A 17,630-nucleotide genomic window follows, 5' to 3' on the forward strand; every position below is an offset into this window, starting at 1 on the left:
TTATATTTCAAAATAAAACCATATTACATCTATGTTTTTTTGTATACTGAATTTGCTTTGCACCATTTTATGAAAGGACGTGTCTGTTGTGCACATCTTACCCTATGGGCAGTTGTCCCATTACCAACGTCGTCTCGTTCATCAATTATTGCAAAACAACCGCTTTTTCCCTCCGGTCATCACACCCCCACCGGCTGAACATCAGCAATGGACCATCTGGGAAGGAAATACGGTCTGTGCGACAATCGGGCTCCATGTTTTTGAACACTCCGTCCAAATACTCAATGCAGCTTACACCAACCTGCAGGCATTTCGTGCTCTTGCACACGATGTTCATTACAGGGCACTTTCTTATTCCCCCAAACATATCGATGTACAAATCATCCCACCACACGATTTCGGACTTGTATCAACCTGGACGACGCTTGGTTATGTGCTGTCCAGTGAACAGTTCCGCTTAATCGGTCTGACGCATGAACGTGTCCCCTCTGTTCAGTTCAAACCCCTTACCCTGCGGAACCGTCATCTTTTTTTGAACATCCGAAATGATGCGGTGCGCACTTCCGATTTTCTTTTTTCCTACGAGCTCGAACACTTGAATTACTTAATCGATCAGGGTGCTCTGCCTTATCTCGTCTATGATCAAAAAACAGTCATCGGAACCATCGTCATTCAAACACATAAACAAACGGTTCGCCTTCTTGAAATGGCATGTCTTCCCCAACTCAAGAATCAAGGATATGGTCGACGTATTTTAGATACGTTTCAGGCCAAGCTCCGGAAAAAGAACATTCTCTCTTTTGAAGTCTATTGTTTTTCAGCGCATCAGGAGGCGCTTCGCCTTTATCAGCCTGCACTCTTTTGTGATCTTCAAATCTTTTCCCACTGGCATCGTTACTGTTGTGACACGGTGTCCTTAACGACGTAACTGTTCGACAAGTTCTCGGTACTCCGGCAATACATATTGATCATCCAGCTGATTAAAATCTACCTTCGCATGCGTCTTCAATTGATGCCCTATCTCGAATAGACTTTCTTGATAGACCTCACCGAGACTTGTTGCCAGTCCCGGCTGATAATTATGAAAAGCAAGCAAAGCATCCTTGATCATCGCTTCATGATGCGGTTGTTTTAATGCATCTTGGAGCATTTGTTCGAACAGATCCGTTTGACGGCCAACGATTGCGTAAAACAGCGGATAGTGTTTCGCGTATTGAAAAGACACATCATAGTTTGTTTGGTCGACGATATACTTGAGACTCTTTGCATTCGAGCGGTGCAAGCGTTCGACTAACCCGACGGTCGTCGGTCTGTCGAATGCAACGAGACTCCGTTCATCCAGTTCCTCTGTATGGGTAAGCAACAGAACGATGTCGAGCGTGTTGATTTCATGCGTTTCCAAAAAACGATCACTCCGTTGTAATGTCGTCGTGTACGCAAGATCTAGACCGTTTTTGACAGCCAAATCAAATAAGTCGTGATCATAAACGCCGTATAGTCCGACCGGGAATGCCAACGGTTGCCGGACGAGTGAACGGTGACCGTCAATCACGACTAACTGATTTGGATCTACGCCGGACGTGAACAAGTTTTCCAGCAAGACTTTTCCTGTTTTCGTGTTTGCTAACCCCAGGAAAATCCGATCCAGCTCCACGACCGGTTGATCGGTTTCAAGTGCCAATGATAAATGTTCGACCGACTGAAGAGCAACCGCTCGGTTGATGAAATTGAGTGCAAGACGTTCTTCCGGCGTCAACTGCTGATTGTATGTATAAAAACTCTCCCGATCCATCGTTCGAAAGGCTTCTATTGCAAGACCCACTGCTTCATTTTTAACAAATCGTTTCATAAGTACGCCTACCTCCTGAATAGTATCTCTCCTAGTAGTGTACGCAATATCGGTTCTTCTTGAAAGGCTCAAAAAAATCCTGATGGTTCTCTGCTTCAAGAACACACCAGGATTTTTAGTTTTCACTCACCTTTAAGTGTGAATTTCGAAAGGCTTCATCTTGCTTGCCAGTCTTTTCGACACTTGTTCCGACCGAACCGATATACTCGATTTGTTGTTTAGGTTGAATGAATTCATACGTAACAGCAGGTTCTCCACGTAAACGAACTGTGATGACTTGTCGATGCTTCAATGAAAAAGACGCCTTAACTTCGAGAAGTGACGTTTTACTAATATCGTGTCGTGTTTGAAGCACCTTAGCTAACTGTTCTTCCGAACGGCGTTGGCTGCTTTGGAGTTCGGCGTACGAAATACCGACTGCAAACGATAAGACGCCGATCAGACTTAGTGCGAGAATGACCAGTACTTTTTTCAATGACTGACTCACCTCCGAATAGACTTCTTCCTGCTATCATCATCGGTTTGTCTCCTCTATTCCTGAAGTCTTTTCGAAACTTCTTCTATCCGCATTTGCATATCGAGATGCGGAATTCCGTCTTCCAAATAGACTTCTGACTTTTCTTCGAATCCGAACGAAGCATAAAATTCCTTTAAATGGGCTTGTGCCTGCAAGTCAATCAAGATTTCACCCTGCTCTTGAATCGATTCAATCGCTTCGTTGAGCAGCTTTCTTGCTATGCCGTTCGAACGGTAATCAGCATGTACGGCAACCCGTCCAATGGCCACTGCTCCGGCTTGATTTCTCGGAAGGATACGCAGGCAACCGATCAATGTGTCATTTTCATACGCCAGACCATGCAACGATGCTTGATCCCGGTTATCCAGTTCCGGATATGGACAGTTTTGTTCGACGACAAAAATGTCTGTTCTCAGCTTTAACAATTGGTATAGGCTCGCACCATCCAATTCATCAAATGAAACCAACTTGGTTTGATACATAAATGACTCGCTCCTTTAACTTTTAATCTGTCATCCTCTAAACAGACGGGAGAGTCGACAGGAATAGATGACGACAGGAACCCCTTTAAACACTGTTTCTTTTTCCCATTGTAACCCGTTCGCCCGGGCTACATTTTGGGAAGACGTATTTTCCGGATGAATGATGGAAATCAACCGGTCATTCCCTCGCTCAAAGGCTTCTTGCATCAAGCGGTTGGCGGCTTCGCGACCATACCCGACTTTCCAGTGGATCGGTGTTAACCAGTATCCGACTTCTAACTCCTCCACTCCATCCACTTCTTGAAGCACAAGACCGGCAAACCCGACAGCTTCTCGCGTTTCCTTTTTCTCTAACAGTAAAAAACCGGTTTGCCGTTCATCCTCATATCGTTCGAATTGCCGCTCAAACCAAATCTGAGCTTCTGCGTCATCCAACGCAATTCCACCATTGATATAACGCATGACGAGTTCATTTTGGACAAGCGTTTTGTAAAATGGGTAGTCTGCCTCTGAGAATGGCCGCATTCTTAACCGTTCACTTTCCATGTTAAATCCCCCTTTTCTCATTTGAGCTGGTTCTTTATTTTTTCCCCTTTTTTCTTTTATTCATGCTTCATCCCGTTGTGTTCTTTCGGAGAATACCGCAATGGCTGGATGACTATTCGATGACATTCTTCTAGAACGACTTGCTTTTTACCTGTCAACTCTGTATTTTGGGAACTGTATGTTGAACATCAAACACTGAATTAGTGTAAAATATATTTTGAGCGCTTTTTAGCTGAATGGAATTTATGAAAAAGGACTGAGAAATGATGACTGAGCAATTATTGGCTGGATTATATGAAGGTATTGCAAAAGAAGCTGTTTTGATCAATGAACCATTAAAGTATCATACGTACACAAAGATGGGTGGATTAGCGGACCTGTTCCTCATTCCGTCGACATACGAAGAAACAGCATTCGCTGTCCGATACGCGTATGAAAATGACCTCCCCTTGACGATGCTCGGAAACGGCTCGAATCTTGTCGTCCGCGACGGTGGGATTCGCGGGATCGTTCTGTCGTTCGAGAAATTAACCGATATTTCAGTCGAAGGACACGAGCTCGTCGCCCAGAGTGGAGCCGCGATTATTCAAGCTTCACGCGTGGCTTACGATCATGCCCTGAGTGGTCTGGAATTTGCGTGCGGTATCCCAGGCACGATCGGCGGAGCGCTCATCATGAATGCAGGTGCTTACGGCGGGGAAGTAAAAGATTGCCTCCACAGTGCAACCGTCTTGACACGTAAAGGCGAACTGTTGAACATCTCACACGAAGAGCTTGAACTCGGATATCGGACAAGCTGTTTCTCGAAAAAAGAGTACATCATTTTAGAAGGCCGGTTTTCGCTTACAGAAGGTGATCCGACATTAATCAAAGAGATGATGGATGATTTGACGCATAAACGTGAAACGAAACAACCGCTCGAATATCCATCTTGTGGCAGCGTCTTTAAACGTCCCGAGGGTTATTTTGCCGGGAAATTAATCCAAGACAGTGGTCTGCAAGGGGCCCGGATCGGCGGCGCCGAAGTCTCTCAAAAACATGCCGGCTTCATCGTCAATATTAAAGATGCGACGGCAACGGACTATATTTCACTCATTCGCCACGTGCAAGAAACCGTCCAAGAAAAGTTCGGCATCCTGCTCGAACCTGAAGTGAAAATCATCGGCGAAGAATTATAACCAACAACTCAAAAACAGGGAGCAGACAGATCGTGTGATCGTCTACTCCCTGTTTTCTTATGCATCGCGATCTTTAAATCGCCCAGTTTCCTTCACGCATGACGGGTTCACGTGTTCCGTCCGCCAGTTCGCCGTCAATCGACAAACCTGCTGAACCGATCATGAAGTCGACATGTGTCATCGAATCGTTGGCACCTTGCTCAGCCAATTCTTCGTTTGATAAACTTGGTCCATTTTCAAGACACGTCGAGTACGCGCGACCAATGGCCAAGTGACAAGAAGCATTTTCATCAAACAACGTATTGTAGAATAAAATACCCGAGTCTGAAATTGGTGAATGATGTGGAACGAGGGCTACTTCACCGAGATAACGTGCGCCTTCATCCAGTGAAATCAACTCATCCAGCGCTGCCTGCCCTTGTTTCGCCTCGGCTTTGACAATCTTCCCGTCTTCAAACCATAACGTGAACTCATCAATCAAGTTTCCGCTGTAGCTGAGCGGTTTCGTACTCGAAACATGACCGTTGACACCCGTCTTGTTCGGTAACGTGAAGACTTCTTCCGTCGGCAGGTTCGCGATGAAGTCGACTCCGTCTGCGTTTGGACCACCGCCACCGAGCCACACATGACGTTCCGGTAATTCGATCGTCAATTCTGTTCCAGGTGAAGTGTAGTGTAATTTTTTATATTTCTTCTCTGTCAGGAAGGTTGCTTTTGTCCGCAAGTTGGCATCATGTTGTTCCCAAGCAGCGACTGGATTGTCTTGGTCGACACGTGTCGCCTTCAAGATAGCATCCCACAGGTCTTCTACTGCTCGTTCGGAGTCCGGGAATACCTTAGCCGCCCAAGCTTCTGACGGCGCAGCAATGACACACCAGCTGACGTTATCACTCATGACGAATTTACGCCAGTTGGCTAACGCGACACCTGCTGCTTTGTTCGCTCTTGCAATCCGGCTCGATTCGACTCCATTCAATAAATCCGGATCTTCGCTGACGACGGATAAAAAGGCTGTTTTTTCTTCAGCCAACTGATCAAAACGGGCAGTCAGCCATTGTGGGAATACATCAAATGAATCTTCCGGTGCATCGAAGTAACGAATCTTCGTCATTTCGTCATCAGACCATTGGACGTAAACGTTTGACGCACCTACTTCGTAGGCAACACGTGTGATTTCACGGACGAGTGGTGCATTTTCGATTCCGGCACGAATTTCGAGTTGTTGGCCTGCTTGCAGGTTGACGCCTGTTCGTACCGCAAGTGCGGCATATTTTTTTAACTGTTCTTGAGTCGGCATTATGTAATCCCCTTTCAACTATTACTCTTATTTTCACGAAATAGTTGCAATTTTGCAAGAAATAAGGTGAAACTAGAGATATAGAAGGAGTGTTGATGATGGAATTTACACCAGGCGATTTTAAATCCGCGTATACCTATTTTCACCGGCAAGCATTAGCAGCTGTCGGTAATACACAAGCACAGGAAGATTTATTGATTCAAGGCGAACTCGGATTGGCACGATTGACGACTGATCTCGCATCAGAAGACGGGTCGGATATCGAACGTGAAGCTGAACTCGTGCTCTATTTCCAACTCAAACAGTTGCTGGACATGTTACGCGCTTTATCTCACAAACGTTTCGAGATGCAACCTGAACAAGAACAACTCTTATTGACGGCAGTTCTCTATTTCACGTCTCCCGTTGATGCCTTACCGGATGAAAACATCTTAGGTTTGTTTGACGATGCTCAAATCGTCGAAGCCATCTACGAGGAACTGGCGGCGGACGTCGATCGTTTTCAACACCTCGAATAAAGACAGCAGATTTTGGTCACTAAAGAACATGACTGCATACACACAGCAAAAAATGGACCCGACGGCTAACCGTCAGGTCCATTTTTGTATAGGCTTCATCGTCTGTACGATATTATGCTTTTTGTTTTGAAGCGATATTAATCGTTGCTGCTTGTTGATTTGATTGATCCACTTCTAATTTCGATTTGTTCAACCATGTGTAGACCATCCCCATGAAGACAGCTCCACCAACGATGTTACCGAGCAAGGCCGGAACTAGATTGTGGATTGCACCAGCGAATGAGATCGCTTCAGGGTGTGGTACGACTAAAGCAAGTGAGAACAGAGCCATATTGGCAATAACGTGATCAAATCCAGAAGCAAAGAATACAGCTACCAAAATCATCATCATCATGATCTGAGCCAACTCATTTTTCATGTTTTTCGGAATGAAAATCGCTAGACAGACCATCCAGTTACAAAAGATGGCACGTGTGAAGATTTCCCATGTCGTATGGTGAATCTTCGTTTCGGACACTGCAAACAACCAGTTATTCATACCAAGTTCTTGGATGATGCCGGTTTGTGAAAACAGTAAGGCGAATGCCAGACCACCAAGACCGTTTCCGATGAAACAAAGTGTCCATACTTTAAACGTATCCATTTTTGAAGTGAACCCACGCATCGTCGCTGTCGTAAAATACATCGTATTCCCCGTAAACAGCTCAGCTCCACCGTAAACAATTAAAACGAGGGCAACACCAAACGTCAATCCGCCAACAAGTGTCGTGACCGGTGATTCGTTTAAATATAAACCGTTGATTGCTTTAAGTGTAAATATGATTGCAAAACCAATGAAAACGCCTGCCAGCATCGCACGAACCAAATATTCGAGTGGACGCATCTGTAACATTTGCGTCGATTTGACGGCTTTTTTTCTTAATCCTTCTAATGCTTCTACCTCGTTCATCGTAGAAACCTCGCTTTCTCTTGTTCAACACTTCACAATGTCTGTTCATTTATTATCATACTTCCATCTTATAAGATGTTCAAGTGATGAATAGACCTTATTTACTGTTTTATTGAAAGAACGAGATGAAAACGATACCATTGTGTCAAGTTTGTGAAAAATGCTTTTTCTTGCTAGATACAACTACTTTTCAGGAATGATTTTTAAGGAATCCGCGAACTTTTCTAAAAATACCAACCGTCTTGAATCCACGAGAATGTAGTCTTCGACGACGACCCGATTGAAGCGGTCCGAGGACGAAGTCGCTCGATCAATGTCTTGCGGTGTGTAGGCTTCAATCCTTGGGCGATCTACGCTGAACACGATACGCGTGAACGGATCACTGTATTGAATCTCTAACTCCACCAGATCTGAAATGCTTAAAAAAAGAGCCAACGTATGATGCATGATCAACTTGGACAGTCGACTTTCCGAAAAAGATTGGCTGTCACGTGTGATATTCTCCGTATTCGCGCCTGTCCAATCGATGCGTTCCTGTCCGGTCACACGATAAGACATCTGTACGGAGGATCCGTCAATCGACACGTTGTCAAGCGCGTCTGAGAACGGAAGTTGTTTAATCAATTCCTGAATGGCAGCTGTATTCGATACCGATGTTCCGACATGTCGCACGACTACGCGACCATCTTTCCACCCCTCTTCTTCCGGAGGTTTTTCCTGTTTCAGGACAAACAAAGAACCACTCGACAGTCCAATCCCGATACAAAGGAGGACAAGGATGATTTTTTTCAAGATGACCGTCTCCTTTCTCGAAATTCCAAACGTTCTGCTGATTTTTTTCAAATCAGGGGTTGAATTTATCCGAATATCAGCGTACTCTTGCAGGCAGATACTTTTTTAGAGGAGGAGCATGAGATTTCTCATCAATCACAATGAAAACTAAACAACCCGCAAAGAAAAAACGGACGGAAAAAATTGGCTTCCTCTTGATTGGAACGCTGTTGTACTCTTTATACATCAGCTTACTGTTATCACCAAACGATATCGGTTCGGGTGGTATCATGGGAATTACACTGATTGCACAAGAACTGTTTCACACACCAATCGGATTAACCCAGCTCGTATTAAACATCCCTCTCTTTTTACTCGGTTTTCGTTTCTTAAGAAAACGATTCATGTTTTTGTCCGGAATCATTGTCCTTGTATCCTCTTTTTTAATCGATTGGATTCCGACACAAATTGTCCCTGAATCTCTAAATGACCCTCTTGTCGCCTCGATTTTTGCAGGACTCGTTTCCGGCCTTGCGATGGCCTTGATTTTCTTTGGTGGTGCCTCGACAGGCGGGCTTGATATCCTCGGGAAATTTTTCTATGCTCGTTTTCATAACTGGCCGCTTCCCCGTATATTTTTGATGCAAGACTTGGTGATTTATATTCTGGTCTGGTTCGTATTCGACTTGAAACACGTCATGTACGCTTTAATCATGAGCTTCGTTCGTGCCAAAGCACTCCAAACCGTCTACAGTTTCTATTCAGCCTCAAAACAGTGCATCATCATATGTGAAAAAGCAGATGAAATCAATGAAGTCATCACGAAAGAACTCGGTCGGGGCGTAACGATTCTTGATGCCCGTGGCGGGTACTCGAAACGGACAAAAAAGATGGTTTATGTCGTCGTACAAAACAACGAGATTCTCAAGCTCCAAGAGATCGTCTCTTCTGTTGAATCCAACGCTTTTGTGACTTTCTCAGAAATTCATACCGTTTTTGGAAACTACAAGGAACATTCGTATTCATTTTAATAATCCTTATGTACTTCTATCGTCGCAACTATGGGTTGCGACGGTTTTTTGTGTATAATACGCAAGTCAGCAGAAAATGTTCCATATTTTTTGAAGAACTCTTCACTTTTTGGGAAATAGTGGTTAAGCTAATGACATGACGTTTTACTGAAAAAGGACGGATTACATGAATCAGCTTTGGCGCCAACGTATTGTTCTCATTCTTATTATCAGTCTGTTTGCTTCCATTCCATTAATCTATGCATTAGGCGGATACCAAACCATTTCGAAAATGACTGAAGGTATGCACACGCAAGATATTCCGACAATTCAACAAGTCGACCAATTAATTGAACATAACCGGGATCGGGCTAACGCTGTCCGAGGCCTCCTGCTGTATGAAGACGACCGGTACATCGAACAGTATTATTTTTCCACTTCAAAAGCTCATGATTTACGCCGATTGCTCAACGCTTCGAATCAAACGCCGGGAGCCGTCAAGGATTTACTGATGCGAAATGATGCGTGGGAAGCGGACATCGAAAAAGTCTTTACCGTCTATGAACAAGATAATCCGCAGGCCGCCAAAAGATTGGCGAAGCAAACGACGCAAACGACCCAAACAATACTCGAGGATCTTTCGCAAATAAAAGACAAGTTATATGGTGAACTGGAGCAAAAACTGGAATTGACGACGGAGATGACGACAGAATACAAACGAATGTGCTTTAGTTTATCAATCTTGGCCTTTTTACTTGTTGCGACGACTATCATCGTCTTCCATCGCTCCAAAACCGCTTCTTAAAACAAAAAAACACGTATCGGATACGCCTTTTTTTTTCATGGCATATTCGATACGTGTTTTTTTAGTGTGTTGCTTTACCTTCATTGACGTGCTCCATCGCCAAATGAACAAGAGAGGAGACATGGTAGTCATCAAGTGAATAATAGACAACTTTGCCTTCTTTTCTATATTTGACCAATCCTTGTTTCAACAAGGTCCGCAGATGGTGAGAAGCGGTTGCAATCGAACAGTCGACTGAAGCCGAGACGTCACAAACGCACAGTTCGTCCTCGACGGTTAAGGCGTACGCAATTCGTAACCGCGTCGCGTCGGATAAGACTTTAAACAGTTTTCCGATTTCAAGCGTCGGAATCGTATCGACGACCTGTTCAATTTCTTTGGCGCGTTTCGCATCAATGGCAATCGTTTCACAACGGGGTGCTTCCATTGTCATCACCTCTTTCCTTCCAATTGCACCATCGTTTTGTCTCAATTGCAAGCAAATGAAATCAAGCATGAGCTTTTGGTCAGAAGAGCTGATTCACCCTTTCTGTTTGCAACAAAATCTGATCTACATGCGAAATCATCGTTTATGGTGATTTCGTCTCGTGATCGAGTAAAAAAGCCAACCCCCTAAAAAATTTCCGATATCCCAGACAATTCGATTGTTATCGACGGCCCGGACACCAATATCGATGATGCCTGTACTCGTCAACCGTTCCCGGTATCGTCTCCGCAACAGTTTGGGCAACGGCAAACGCAACATGACCCGGTAGTAAAGATCCAGATGAGTATGACCCCAAATTTCTGTCGCAATGGAGCTTGTTTGAATGAATAACGATCGCTTATACCGTTGTTGATATTTATTTTTTAACAGGACGGCTAATTGATAAGAATAACGATTGGGAAACGGAAACAATACTGCCCCTAAATGATATTTCCCACGATTATCGACTCGAATGATTTGTGGTTCGATTCTGTATCGAATCCACCGTCCCCGAAATCGAATAGACTGCCATTTCACGTACATCACCTCTGAGGTGATTATACCCTGTCTGAAACGCTCTGATGCACCTGTTTGGCGGCTTCTTTAAATTCTCTTGTCGCCCGTTCGACATCCGGTTGGGCAAATAATGCGGAGACGACGGCAAATCCATCCACTGCGGTCCCTACTTCTGAAACATTTTCCAGCGTGATGCCCCCGATCCCGACCAACGGAAGCTCAACCGCTTGTCGGATTGCATGCAATGTCTCTTTCGACATGAACGTCGCGTCGTTTTTGGTTGCAGTCGGGAAAAGCGAACCGACACCAAGGTAATCCGCCCCATTTTGTTCAGCCGAGATGGCTTGTTCGACTGTCGAGACCGAGACACCGATTGTAGCGGTCGGCAAGAGTCGACGGGCTTCGGATAACGGAATGTCTTCCTGTCCGATGTGCAGTCCTGCCTGCACGAGCTGCGCGATATCGATCCGGTCGTTGATGATAAGCGGAACCCTGTACCGGTCCGCGAGTGTTTTCAGTTGAGTGGCCGCTTCTAGAAATTCCTTTCCGGAGGCTTCTTTTTCCCGCAATTGAACAATCGTCGCCCCGCCCTTGATCGTCGCTTCCACTGCTTCGACCAGCCGGGGTCTGGATTGAAGACGTGGATCCGTCACGGCATACACTAAATAATCAGGCTTCATTAAAATGCACCTCCCGGAGTGTCTCTTCTGTCATCAAGCTGACGGCATTAAACAAACCGGTCCGAAAATCGCCGATTCCTTTTTTCTCATCCGCCTGCTCTCCAGCTTTCCCCATCAAAAAGGTTCCTAAAGCAGCAGCTTCAAAACGTGCATAACCGGCCCCTAACAGCGTCGCAATCAAAGAAGCTGTCATACATCCCGTCCCCGTCACTTGACCGAGCCGTTTCGTTCCGACATCAAGATGAAGCTCGTGCTGTCCGTCCGTCACGAAGTCAACCGGTCCTGTGACCACGATGACTTGATTGGATTCGGCTGCAAACGCCCGGACTGCATGAAAATCCAGCGATTCTCCTTCGGCGACGTCGACTCCCTTTGTTGTCGTCGCCTGCCCAAGTAACGTTTTGATTTCTGAAGCATTTCCTTTAATCACCGTAAATTGAATCTGTTGCATCAGTTCCTTCATAAAATCCGTTCGCAAAGTAGTCGCCCCTGCTCCGACCGGATCCAAAATGATTGGTTTCCCTAAACGATTGGCGGTTTTACCTGCCAACAGTTGCGCCTCGCGCATCGCAGGATTCAGCGTCCCTGTATTGAGCACGACGGCATCGGCAAGTGCCACCATCTCTTCAACTTCCAACAAATCGTCTGCCATGACAGGAGATCCGCCGAGTGCAAGTGTCATATTGGCACAATCATTAATGGTCACGGTATTCGTCAAATGATGGATCAATGGTTTTTTTTCCTCAATGGTTCGTAACATGATTTTCCCTCCAGAATTCATAAAAGTGATGCGTCGGTCCAATCCCGTGCCCAAGCGCAAAACCATGACGAATCGCTTCCGTCACATACCGCTTGGCATGGGCTACACTGTCGGTAAGCGAGTCCCCTAGTGCGAGGCGTGCTGCAATCGCAGCTGACAACGTACAGCCTGTCCCGTGTGTATGCAGACGATCCAGACGCTCCTGCTCAAAGAAATGGTGTTGACCTTGTGTGTATAAAAGATCCGTTGCTTGTTGCCCTTCCAAATGTCCGCCTTTCAGCAAGACGGAATCCACCCGTTGTTTAGACAGCTCGATTGTGGCCTGCCGCATCTCCTCGATCGATTGAACCGGATAACCGATCATCCGCTCGATTTCCGGAATATTGGGCGTCACGAGTGTCGCGAGCGGTAACAGTTCCTCCATCAATGCCTGCTTTGCATCCGTCTGCAGTAAATCGTGCCCGCCTTTCGCGACCATGACCGGATCTAAAATGATCGGAACGCGACAGTGCTTGAGTTGTTGCGCGATGACGTGGATCGTTTCTTGATTCGAGACCATCCCGATTTTGACGGCATCCACACGAATATCGGAAAAAATCGAGGTGAGTTGCGCCTCGACGAGCGCCGGCGACACATCTTCAACCGCCTGAACCCCTAACGTATTTTGGGCAGTGATTGCTGTAATGACACTCATACCGTAGACACCAAGGGCGGAGAATGTTTTTAAATCTGCCTGGATTCCCGCTCCACCACCGGAATCAGATCCTGCAATCGTCAGTACATGTTTCATATCGTTTCCTCACTTTCGTGTGAGCAAATCTAAGGAGAGAAAACGGACGACAAAACAAAAAGCGCCGTCCGCTGTAAAAAAGCAGACGACGCCATGAACGACCGGTTACACCGGACGATACTTTCATGTCTTCGATCTCAACTTTCCTACGCTGGTATTATCCAGTTCAGGTGACAGGGTCGAAAACAGAATGGTTTTCCTCTCAGCCGGACTCCTCCAGCTCCCCTAGTTGCTCGTAATAATATTCCTTTTCACTGTAGCACAGCCATAAAAAAAAAACGAGCCGAAGCCCGTTTTTAGAAATATCCGAGAGGATTGACCGTATTCGCCGGTCCTGTCGCACTGTACTGGTATCCACCAACATGTAACTCAAAGTGAAGGTGTGGACCCGTTGAATTTCCTGTGCTTCCAAGTGTTCCGAGTGATTGTCCTTGTGTTACGGTTTGACCCGCCCCGACGGATAACGAATTCATATGTGCATAAACCGTCGTATACACTTGACCATCCAGGAAGTGTGAAATCATGACATGATTTCCGTATGGTCCGCCACTTCCGGCTGTAATGACCGTTCCTGCTGCGGCTGCGCGAATCGGCGACCCGACAGGACCACGAATGTCGACTCCATTATGGAATGTATACCCATTTACACCACTTGCTGGTCCAAACCCTTGTGAGACACCACCGGCTGCCGGTCGAATAAACTTCGCCGATCCAGCAGGCACATTGACGACCGGTGCAGGACTGTCTGCTTTTCCAGTCGACTTACGTGTCGTGTCAGCCGCTGTTTTTGAAGCTTGTTCAGCTGCTGCTTGTTCAGCCGCCGCTTTTTCTGCTGCCGCCTTTTCTGCTGCTGCTTTCGCTGCGGCTTTTGCTGCCGCAATGGCACGTTCCTGTGCTTCCAGTGTTGCCTGTAATTCTTTTGCATCGAGTAGCTCTGTCGTAAATTTCACTTTCCCTTTACGCAGCTTTTTCAACGTTGCACTTCGCTCTTTCATCTGCTGTTTCAACTGTTTCTTTTGAACAAGTAAAGCTTCTTTTTCTTGAACACGTTCTGCTTTTTTCGTAACAAGTTCAGCTTTTGCTTCAGCTAATTTTTCTTGCGTTTCCAAATACGACACGATCATCTTATCATCTTGTTCAGCGATCTTTTTTCCTGCCATGACACGACTGAACAGATCCCCTAAGTTTTTTGATCCAAAAATGACTTCTTCCCATTTAATTGAATTCCCATCATTTTCTTGAAGAACCCGTAACCGATCTCCGAGCAGTTCCTCTTGCTTGGCTAACATTTCTTCATAACGAATAATCTCTTGTTCAAGATCTTCAATTTGCACATTCAACTGACGAATTTGCTTATTTTTTTCCGAAATCCGGAAGATGTTTTCATTAATCGCAGCATCAATTTTGTTAATTTCTTGTTGTTCGCTGGATATTTTAGCTTCCTGTTTTTTGATGGCTTTTTCCAACTTACGCTGTTCTGCTGCATTTTGCGATTTTTTCTCTTTAATCGTCGCAGCATTCGCTGAAATCGGTACACTTGTAAACAGTAATGTTCCGAATAATACCGTTGAAAGTAATTTTTTTAACATGTATGGTTTCCTCACTTATGTATAAATTCTTATTTGAAAAGCATTTAATTCGAAGTATTTCTCTCTGAGATTGATTATAGCACCGAGATAGTTTCAGTAACGTTTCATTTGTGTTTCAAGTGAAAACGTTTTTTTGTCATATTCACGTCTGACAGTAAACCGCATAAAAAAAGAAACCCTTGCCGAAGCAAGGATTCCTGTGGATTTTTATAACATAGACATTGGATTAACTGTATTTGCTGGACCGGAAGCACTGTAGCTGTATCCACCTACGTGAATCTCGAAGTGCAGGTGAGGACCTGTTGAATTCCCTGTGCTACCGAGGGCTCCAATTTGTTCCCCTTGACTGACACGTTGTCCTGCACGAGCATTTAATGAACTCATATGGGCATACACTGTCGTATACGTTTTTCCATTTAACTGGTGTGCGATCATGACGTGGTTTCCGTACGGTCCACCACTTGATGCTGTAATGACAGTCCCCGTTGCTGCTGCAACGATTGGTGTTCCGACGGGTGCACCAAAGTCAATTCCGTTGTGGAACGAGTAGCCGTTTGAACCATTCGCTGAACCATATCCTTGTGTGATTGATCCACTTGTTGGATGAATGAACAGAGAAGATGATGATGGAGCAGGTGCCGGTGCTGGTTCCGGTGTCGGTGCTGGCGTTGCTTTTGGTACTGTTACGGCTGGTGCAGATTGTTTCGTTGAACCTGTCGCAGGTGCCGACGATTTCTGATTCGCTTTAGCTTCAGCTGCTGCTTTTGCCGCCGCTGCTTCAGCCGCCTGTTGCTCTGCCGCTGCTTGTTCTGCCGCTGCCGCTTGTGCCGCTTGAGCTTCCGCACGTGCTTTAGCTTCCCGTGCTGCTTGAGCTTGACGCTCCTTCTCGATTCGCGCTTCACGTTCGCGTGCTGCTTTTTCCGCTGCAATCGCTTGTTCCTGTGCAATCAAGATTTGTTGAACTTCTTTAGCGTCCATCAATTGTGTTTCAAATTTCTTTTTCTGTTTTCTGAGTTCTTTCAAACGTTGGTTACGTTCTTTGATCTGTTGTTCAAGTTCTGCTTGTTGACGTTTGAGTTCTTGTTTTTCTGTCACTAGTTTTGCTTTTTTATCTTTTAGCTCTTGTTGAGCAGCTGCTAATTTTTTCTGTGTGTTTTGGTAATCAGTGATCATCTTGTCGTCCTGCTGTGAAATCGATTTCCCTGCCAAGACACGGCTGACGAGATCGCCTACATCTTTAGAGCCGAAGATGACTTCTTCCCATTTGATTGAATTTCCGTCATTTTCCTGCATGACGCGTAAACGGTCACCCAATAATTTTTCTTGTTTTTTCAGTTTTGCTTTATACTTTTCGATCTGTTTTCCCAGTTCAACGATTTCAGCTTCCGTTGCTTTAATTTGACGATCTTTTGCTTCAACGGCAAACATTTTTTCGTTTAATGCTTGATCTAAACGATTCACTTCTTGTTGTGTTTTTGAGATTTTTTGACCTTCTTGATTAACAGAGGATTCTAACTTTTTCTGAGTTTTAGAGTTTTCTTGTTGCTTTTGTTCGTTTTTGGCTTTTTGTTCACTTAAATCATCTGCTGATGCAAAATGAGGAGTTGATGAAAGGACAAGTGCGGAAACGATGAGCGACGCGAACGTTTTTTTCATGTAGTAATCCCTCTTTTTCTGTGTAGTTTATATAAGTAATTTAGTAGTTTTATTTAAATTTCATAATAGTTTTTAAAAATTATAAGAACGTTTTTGATTATAGCATCCATTTTGCCTCTATTATATTTCAGTGGTATGTCATTTTTGATAAGTTCTCTTTTCGGACCTTGGCAACATCTTGATTGGTTCCTCGGCGTTGCGTGTTGTGGAAGAGTTTGACACACTAAGACTATGGAAGTAAAGGAGGAACTAGTTATGCATTTAGATCATACCGGCATCGCCGTTCGCGACATGCAAGAAGCCATTACGTTTTATACCACTATCTTAGGCGGAACATTGATTCGTGAATACTCGAATCCAACACCGGGTGTTGCCTCAAATATCGCTGTCATCGCCTTTGAGGATGCTCACATCGAACTCTTGACACCGACAAGTCCTGAAAGTCCGATTGCCCGATTCTTAAAACAACGTGGAAAAGGGGTTCACCATATTGCCTATCGCGTCGATAACTTGGATCAAGCCATTCAAGAAGCCAAGGAACGCGGGATTACGTTTTTAGAAGATACGTATCGAACAACCCCCCTCGGACGACGATTGATTTATATGGATCCCCGCCATTCCCATGGTGTGATCACAGAGTTATGCGATTACCCGGAAAACTAAAAAAACGAGCGTCTTCCCTTTTTCAAGGTCAAGACGCTCGTTTTGTTTGAACATTTTTTAAGACAATTTTGCTAACATTTCACGGTTAAACGCTGGGATGTCGTCCGGTTGACGACTGGACACGAAGTTATCGTCGACAACGACTTCTTCGTCTTCAAACGTTACGCCCGCATTCTCCAAATCAACTCGAATTGATTTATAGCCTGTCATTTTGCGTCCCTTGACGATTTTTGCGTTAATCATCAATTGTGGACCATGACAGATTGAGAAGATTGGTTTTTTAGATGAATCAAATTCTTCCGTAAATGTGACGAAACGATCGTCTTCACGGAGTAGATCCGGTGAAAAACCACCCGGAATCAATAATGCGTCAAAGTCTGAAGAAGAAGTCTCGTCAATGGTTACATCAACTGTGACTTTTGCTTCCTCTTGTTTTCCGACTAATTCTGCACCTTTTTTTGTTCCGATGACTGTCACTTCATGACCCGCTTCTTTTAAAGCATCAACAGGTCCAGTGAATTCGACATCTTCAAAATGATCGGCAAGTACGACTGCTACTTTTTTACTCATTTCGTTCATCCCCCAAAT

21 protein-coding genes and 1 riboswitch are annotated in these 17,630 nt (G+C 44.9%); of the genes, 6 read left to right on the top strand and 15 right to left on the bottom strand.

Going from position 1 to position 17,630, the window contains the following annotated elements; all coding sequences use genetic code 11:
- The first annotated feature begins 88 nt into the window (after positions 1-88).
- Positions 89-928 carry a GNAT family N-acetyltransferase gene (locus tag P397_RS0114170; protein WP_028106932.1) on the top strand — a complete coding sequence of 280 codons (840 nt, stop codon included), beginning with the start codon at positions 89-91 and terminating at the stop codon, positions 926-928.
- Here P397_RS0114170 and P397_RS0114175 read toward each other — a convergent pair.
- From P397_RS0114175 to P397_RS0114190, 4 genes are all read right to left on the bottom strand, one after another.
- On the bottom strand, positions 917-1,849 hold the full coding sequence (locus P397_RS0114175; protein WP_028106933.1) for a hypothetical protein: 933 nt from the start codon (positions 1,847-1,849) through the stop codon (positions 917-919). The genes P397_RS0114170 and P397_RS0114175 overlap by 12 nt on opposite strands.
- 115 nt (positions 1,850-1,964) lie before the next feature.
- On the bottom strand, positions 1,965-2,324 hold the full coding sequence (locus tag P397_RS0114180) for a hypothetical protein (RefSeq protein ID WP_026833871.1): 360 nt from the start codon (positions 2,322-2,324) through the stop codon (positions 1,965-1,967).
- 56 nt (positions 2,325-2,380) lie between these two features.
- On the bottom strand, positions 2,381-2,848 hold the full coding sequence (locus P397_RS0114185) for a GNAT family N-acetyltransferase (RefSeq protein WP_026833872.1): 468 nt from the start codon (positions 2,846-2,848) through the stop codon (positions 2,381-2,383).
- Between the two features lie 30 nt (positions 2,849-2,878).
- Entirely contained in the window at positions 2,879-3,394 is a 516-nt protein-coding gene (locus P397_RS0114190; protein WP_026833873.1) for a GNAT family N-acetyltransferase, read from the bottom strand.
- A 263-nt stretch (positions 3,395-3,657) separates the two neighbouring features.
- On the opposite strand from P397_RS0114190, the gene murB reads away from it, so the two are divergent.
- Positions 3,658-4,572, top strand: a complete 915-nt coding sequence (murB, locus tag P397_RS0114195; RefSeq protein ID WP_026833874.1) for a UDP-N-acetylmuramate dehydrogenase — start codon at positions 3,658-3,660, stop codon at positions 4,570-4,572.
- A 73-nt stretch (positions 4,573-4,645) separates the two neighbouring features.
- Here the strand turns inward: murB and P397_RS0114200 are convergent, their stop codons facing one another.
- Complete coding sequence (locus tag P397_RS0114200) at positions 4,646-5,869, bottom strand: aminopeptidase (RefSeq protein WP_026833875.1); 1,224 nt, start codon at positions 5,867-5,869, stop codon at positions 4,646-4,648.
- Between the two features lie 98 nt (positions 5,870-5,967).
- Between P397_RS0114200 and P397_RS0114205 the strand changes: the two genes are divergently transcribed.
- The gene (locus tag P397_RS0114205; RefSeq protein ID WP_233550698.1) at positions 5,968-6,387 is read left to right on the top strand and encodes a YkvA family protein; all 420 of its coding nucleotides are present in this window, start codon (positions 5,968-5,970) and stop codon (positions 6,385-6,387) included.
- 112 nt (positions 6,388-6,499) lie between these two features.
- Here P397_RS0114205 and P397_RS0114210 read toward each other — a convergent pair whose 3' ends face one another.
- Complete coding sequence (locus P397_RS0114210; RefSeq protein WP_026833877.1) at positions 6,500-7,336, bottom strand: formate/nitrite transporter family protein; 837 nt, start codon at positions 7,334-7,336, stop codon at positions 6,500-6,502.
- Between the two features lie 183 nt (positions 7,337-7,519).
- Entirely contained in the window at positions 7,520-8,128 is a 609-nt protein-coding gene (locus P397_RS0114215; RefSeq protein WP_026833878.1) for a hypothetical protein, read from the bottom strand.
- Between the two features lie 140 nt (positions 8,129-8,268).
- Between P397_RS0114215 and P397_RS0114220 the strand changes: the two genes are divergently transcribed.
- Both P397_RS0114220 and P397_RS0114225 read left to right on the top strand, forming a co-directional pair.
- Positions 8,269-9,138, top strand: a complete 870-nt coding sequence (locus P397_RS0114220; RefSeq protein WP_026833879.1) for a YitT family protein — start codon at positions 8,269-8,271, stop codon at positions 9,136-9,138.
- 166 nt (positions 9,139-9,304) lie between these two features.
- Positions 9,305-9,922, top strand: coding sequence for a CHASE3 domain-containing protein (locus tag P397_RS0114225; RefSeq protein ID WP_026833880.1), 618 nt, complete (start codon positions 9,305-9,307; stop codon positions 9,920-9,922).
- Positions 9,923-9,983: 61 nt separating this feature from the next.
- Here P397_RS0114225 and P397_RS0114230 read toward each other — a convergent pair whose 3' ends face one another.
- The 7 genes from P397_RS0114230 to P397_RS0114260 all read right to left on the bottom strand — a co-directional run bounded on the left by P397_RS0114230 (position 9,984) and on the right by P397_RS0114260 (position 16,379).
- A complete protein-coding gene (locus tag P397_RS0114230) occupies positions 9,984-10,349 on the bottom strand; it encodes an ArsR/SmtB family transcription factor (RefSeq protein ID WP_026833881.1) in 366 nt (121 codons plus the stop codon).
- A gap of 135 nt (positions 10,350-10,484) precedes the next feature.
- Entirely contained in the window at positions 10,485-10,925 is a 441-nt protein-coding gene (locus P397_RS0114235) for a hypothetical protein (RefSeq protein WP_026833882.1), read from the bottom strand.
- Positions 10,926-10,945: 20 nt separating this feature from the next.
- Entirely contained in the window at positions 10,946-11,584 is a 639-nt protein-coding gene (thiE, locus tag P397_RS0114240; protein WP_028106934.1) for a thiamine phosphate synthase, read from the bottom strand.
- Positions 11,574-12,344, bottom strand: a complete 771-nt coding sequence (thiM, locus tag P397_RS0114245; RefSeq protein WP_051524047.1) for a hydroxyethylthiazole kinase — start codon at positions 12,342-12,344, stop codon at positions 11,574-11,576. The genes thiE and thiM overlap by 11 nt, the downstream gene beginning before the upstream one ends.
- A complete protein-coding gene (gene thiD / locus P397_RS0114250) occupies positions 12,328-13,134 on the bottom strand; it encodes a bifunctional hydroxymethylpyrimidine kinase/phosphomethylpyrimidine kinase (RefSeq protein WP_026833885.1) in 807 nt (268 codons plus the stop codon). Before thiD ends, thiM begins: the two co-directional genes overlap by 17 nt.
- 126 nt (positions 13,135-13,260) lie before the next feature.
- Positions 13,261-13,371: riboswitch (TPP riboswitch) on the bottom strand.
- A gap of 59 nt (positions 13,372-13,430) precedes the next feature.
- A complete protein-coding gene (locus P397_RS0114255) occupies positions 13,431-14,723 on the bottom strand; it encodes a murein hydrolase activator EnvC family protein (protein WP_028106935.1) in 1,293 nt (430 codons plus the stop codon).
- Between the two features lie 207 nt (positions 14,724-14,930).
- A complete protein-coding gene (locus tag P397_RS0114260; RefSeq protein WP_026833887.1) occupies positions 14,931-16,379 on the bottom strand; it encodes a murein hydrolase activator EnvC family protein in 1,449 nt (482 codons plus the stop codon).
- Between the two features lie 255 nt (positions 16,380-16,634).
- Here P397_RS0114260 and P397_RS0114265 point away from each other — a divergent pair, with 255 nt between their 5' ends.
- Positions 16,635-17,042, top strand: coding sequence for a VOC family protein (locus P397_RS0114265; RefSeq protein ID WP_028106936.1), 408 nt, complete (start codon positions 16,635-16,637; stop codon positions 17,040-17,042).
- A gap of 57 nt (positions 17,043-17,099) precedes the next feature.
- Here P397_RS0114265 and P397_RS0114270 read toward each other — a convergent pair whose 3' ends face one another.
- Positions 17,100-17,612: a type 1 glutamine amidotransferase domain-containing protein gene (locus P397_RS0114270; RefSeq protein ID WP_026833889.1), complete on the bottom strand. Its 513-nt coding sequence runs from the start codon at positions 17,610-17,612 to the stop codon at positions 17,100-17,102.
- Between the last annotated feature and the right edge of the window lie 18 nt (positions 17,613-17,630).

The organism is Exiguobacterium undae DSM 14481 (assembly GCF_000620805.1).
GTDB classification, from domain to species: Bacteria; Bacillota; Bacilli; order Exiguobacteriales; family Exiguobacteriaceae; genus Exiguobacterium_A; species Exiguobacterium_A undae.

Bases quoted from the DNA above. Each gene is read 5' to 3' on its own strand.
- P397_RS0114190 (WP_026833873.1), bottom strand. From the start codon at position 3,394: ATGGAAAGTGAACGGTTAAGAATGCGGCCATTCTCAGAGGCAGACTAC.
- P397_RS0114220 (WP_026833879.1), top strand. From the start codon at position 8,269: ATGAAAACTAAACAACCCGCAAAGAAAAAACGGACGGAAAAAATTGGC.
- P397_RS0114270 (WP_026833889.1), bottom strand. From the start codon at position 17,612: ATGAGTAAAAAAGTAGCAGTCGTACTTGCCGATCATTTTGAAGATGTC.
- P397_RS0114200 (WP_026833875.1), bottom strand. From the start codon at position 5,869: ATGCCGACTCAAGAACAGTTAAAAAAATATGCCGCACTTGCGGTACGA.
- P397_RS0114255 (WP_028106935.1), bottom strand. From the start codon at position 14,723: ATGTTAAAAAAATTACTTTCAACGGTATTATTCGGAACATTACTGTTT.
- P397_RS0114185 (WP_026833872.1), bottom strand. From the start codon at position 2,848: ATGTATCAAACCAAGTTGGTTTCATTTGATGAATTGGATGGTGCGAGC.
- P397_RS0114230 (WP_026833881.1), bottom strand. From the start codon at position 10,349: ATGGAAGCACCCCGTTGTGAAACGATTGCCATTGATGCGAAACGCGCC.
- thiD (WP_026833885.1), bottom strand. From the start codon at position 13,134: ATGAAACATGTACTGACGATTGCAGGATCTGATTCCGGTGGTGGAGCG.
- P397_RS0114260 (WP_026833887.1), bottom strand. From the start codon at position 16,379: ATGAAAAAAACGTTCGCGTCGCTCATCGTTTCCGCACTTGTCCTTTCA.
- P397_RS0114175 (WP_028106933.1), bottom strand. From the start codon at position 1,849: ATGAAACGATTTGTTAAAAATGAAGCAGTGGGTCTTGCAATAGAAGCC.
- murB (WP_026833874.1), top strand. From the start codon at position 3,658: ATGATGACTGAGCAATTATTGGCTGGATTATATGAAGGTATTGCAAAA.
- thiE (WP_028106934.1), bottom strand. From the start codon at position 11,584: ATGAAGCCTGATTATTTAGTGTATGCCGTGACGGATCCACGTCTTCAA.
- thiM (WP_051524047.1), bottom strand. From the start codon at position 12,344: ATGTTACGAACCATTGAGGAAAAAAAACCATTGATCCATCATTTGACG.
- P397_RS0114210 (WP_026833877.1), bottom strand. From the start codon at position 7,336: ATGAACGAGGTAGAAGCATTAGAAGGATTAAGAAAAAAAGCCGTCAAA.
- P397_RS0114205 (WP_233550698.1), top strand. From the start codon at position 5,968: ATGGAATTTACACCAGGCGATTTTAAATCCGCGTATACCTATTTTCAC.
- P397_RS0114225 (WP_026833880.1), top strand. From the start codon at position 9,305: ATGAATCAGCTTTGGCGCCAACGTATTGTTCTCATTCTTATTATCAGT.
- P397_RS0114265 (WP_028106936.1), top strand. From the start codon at position 16,635: ATGCATTTAGATCATACCGGCATCGCCGTTCGCGACATGCAAGAAGCC.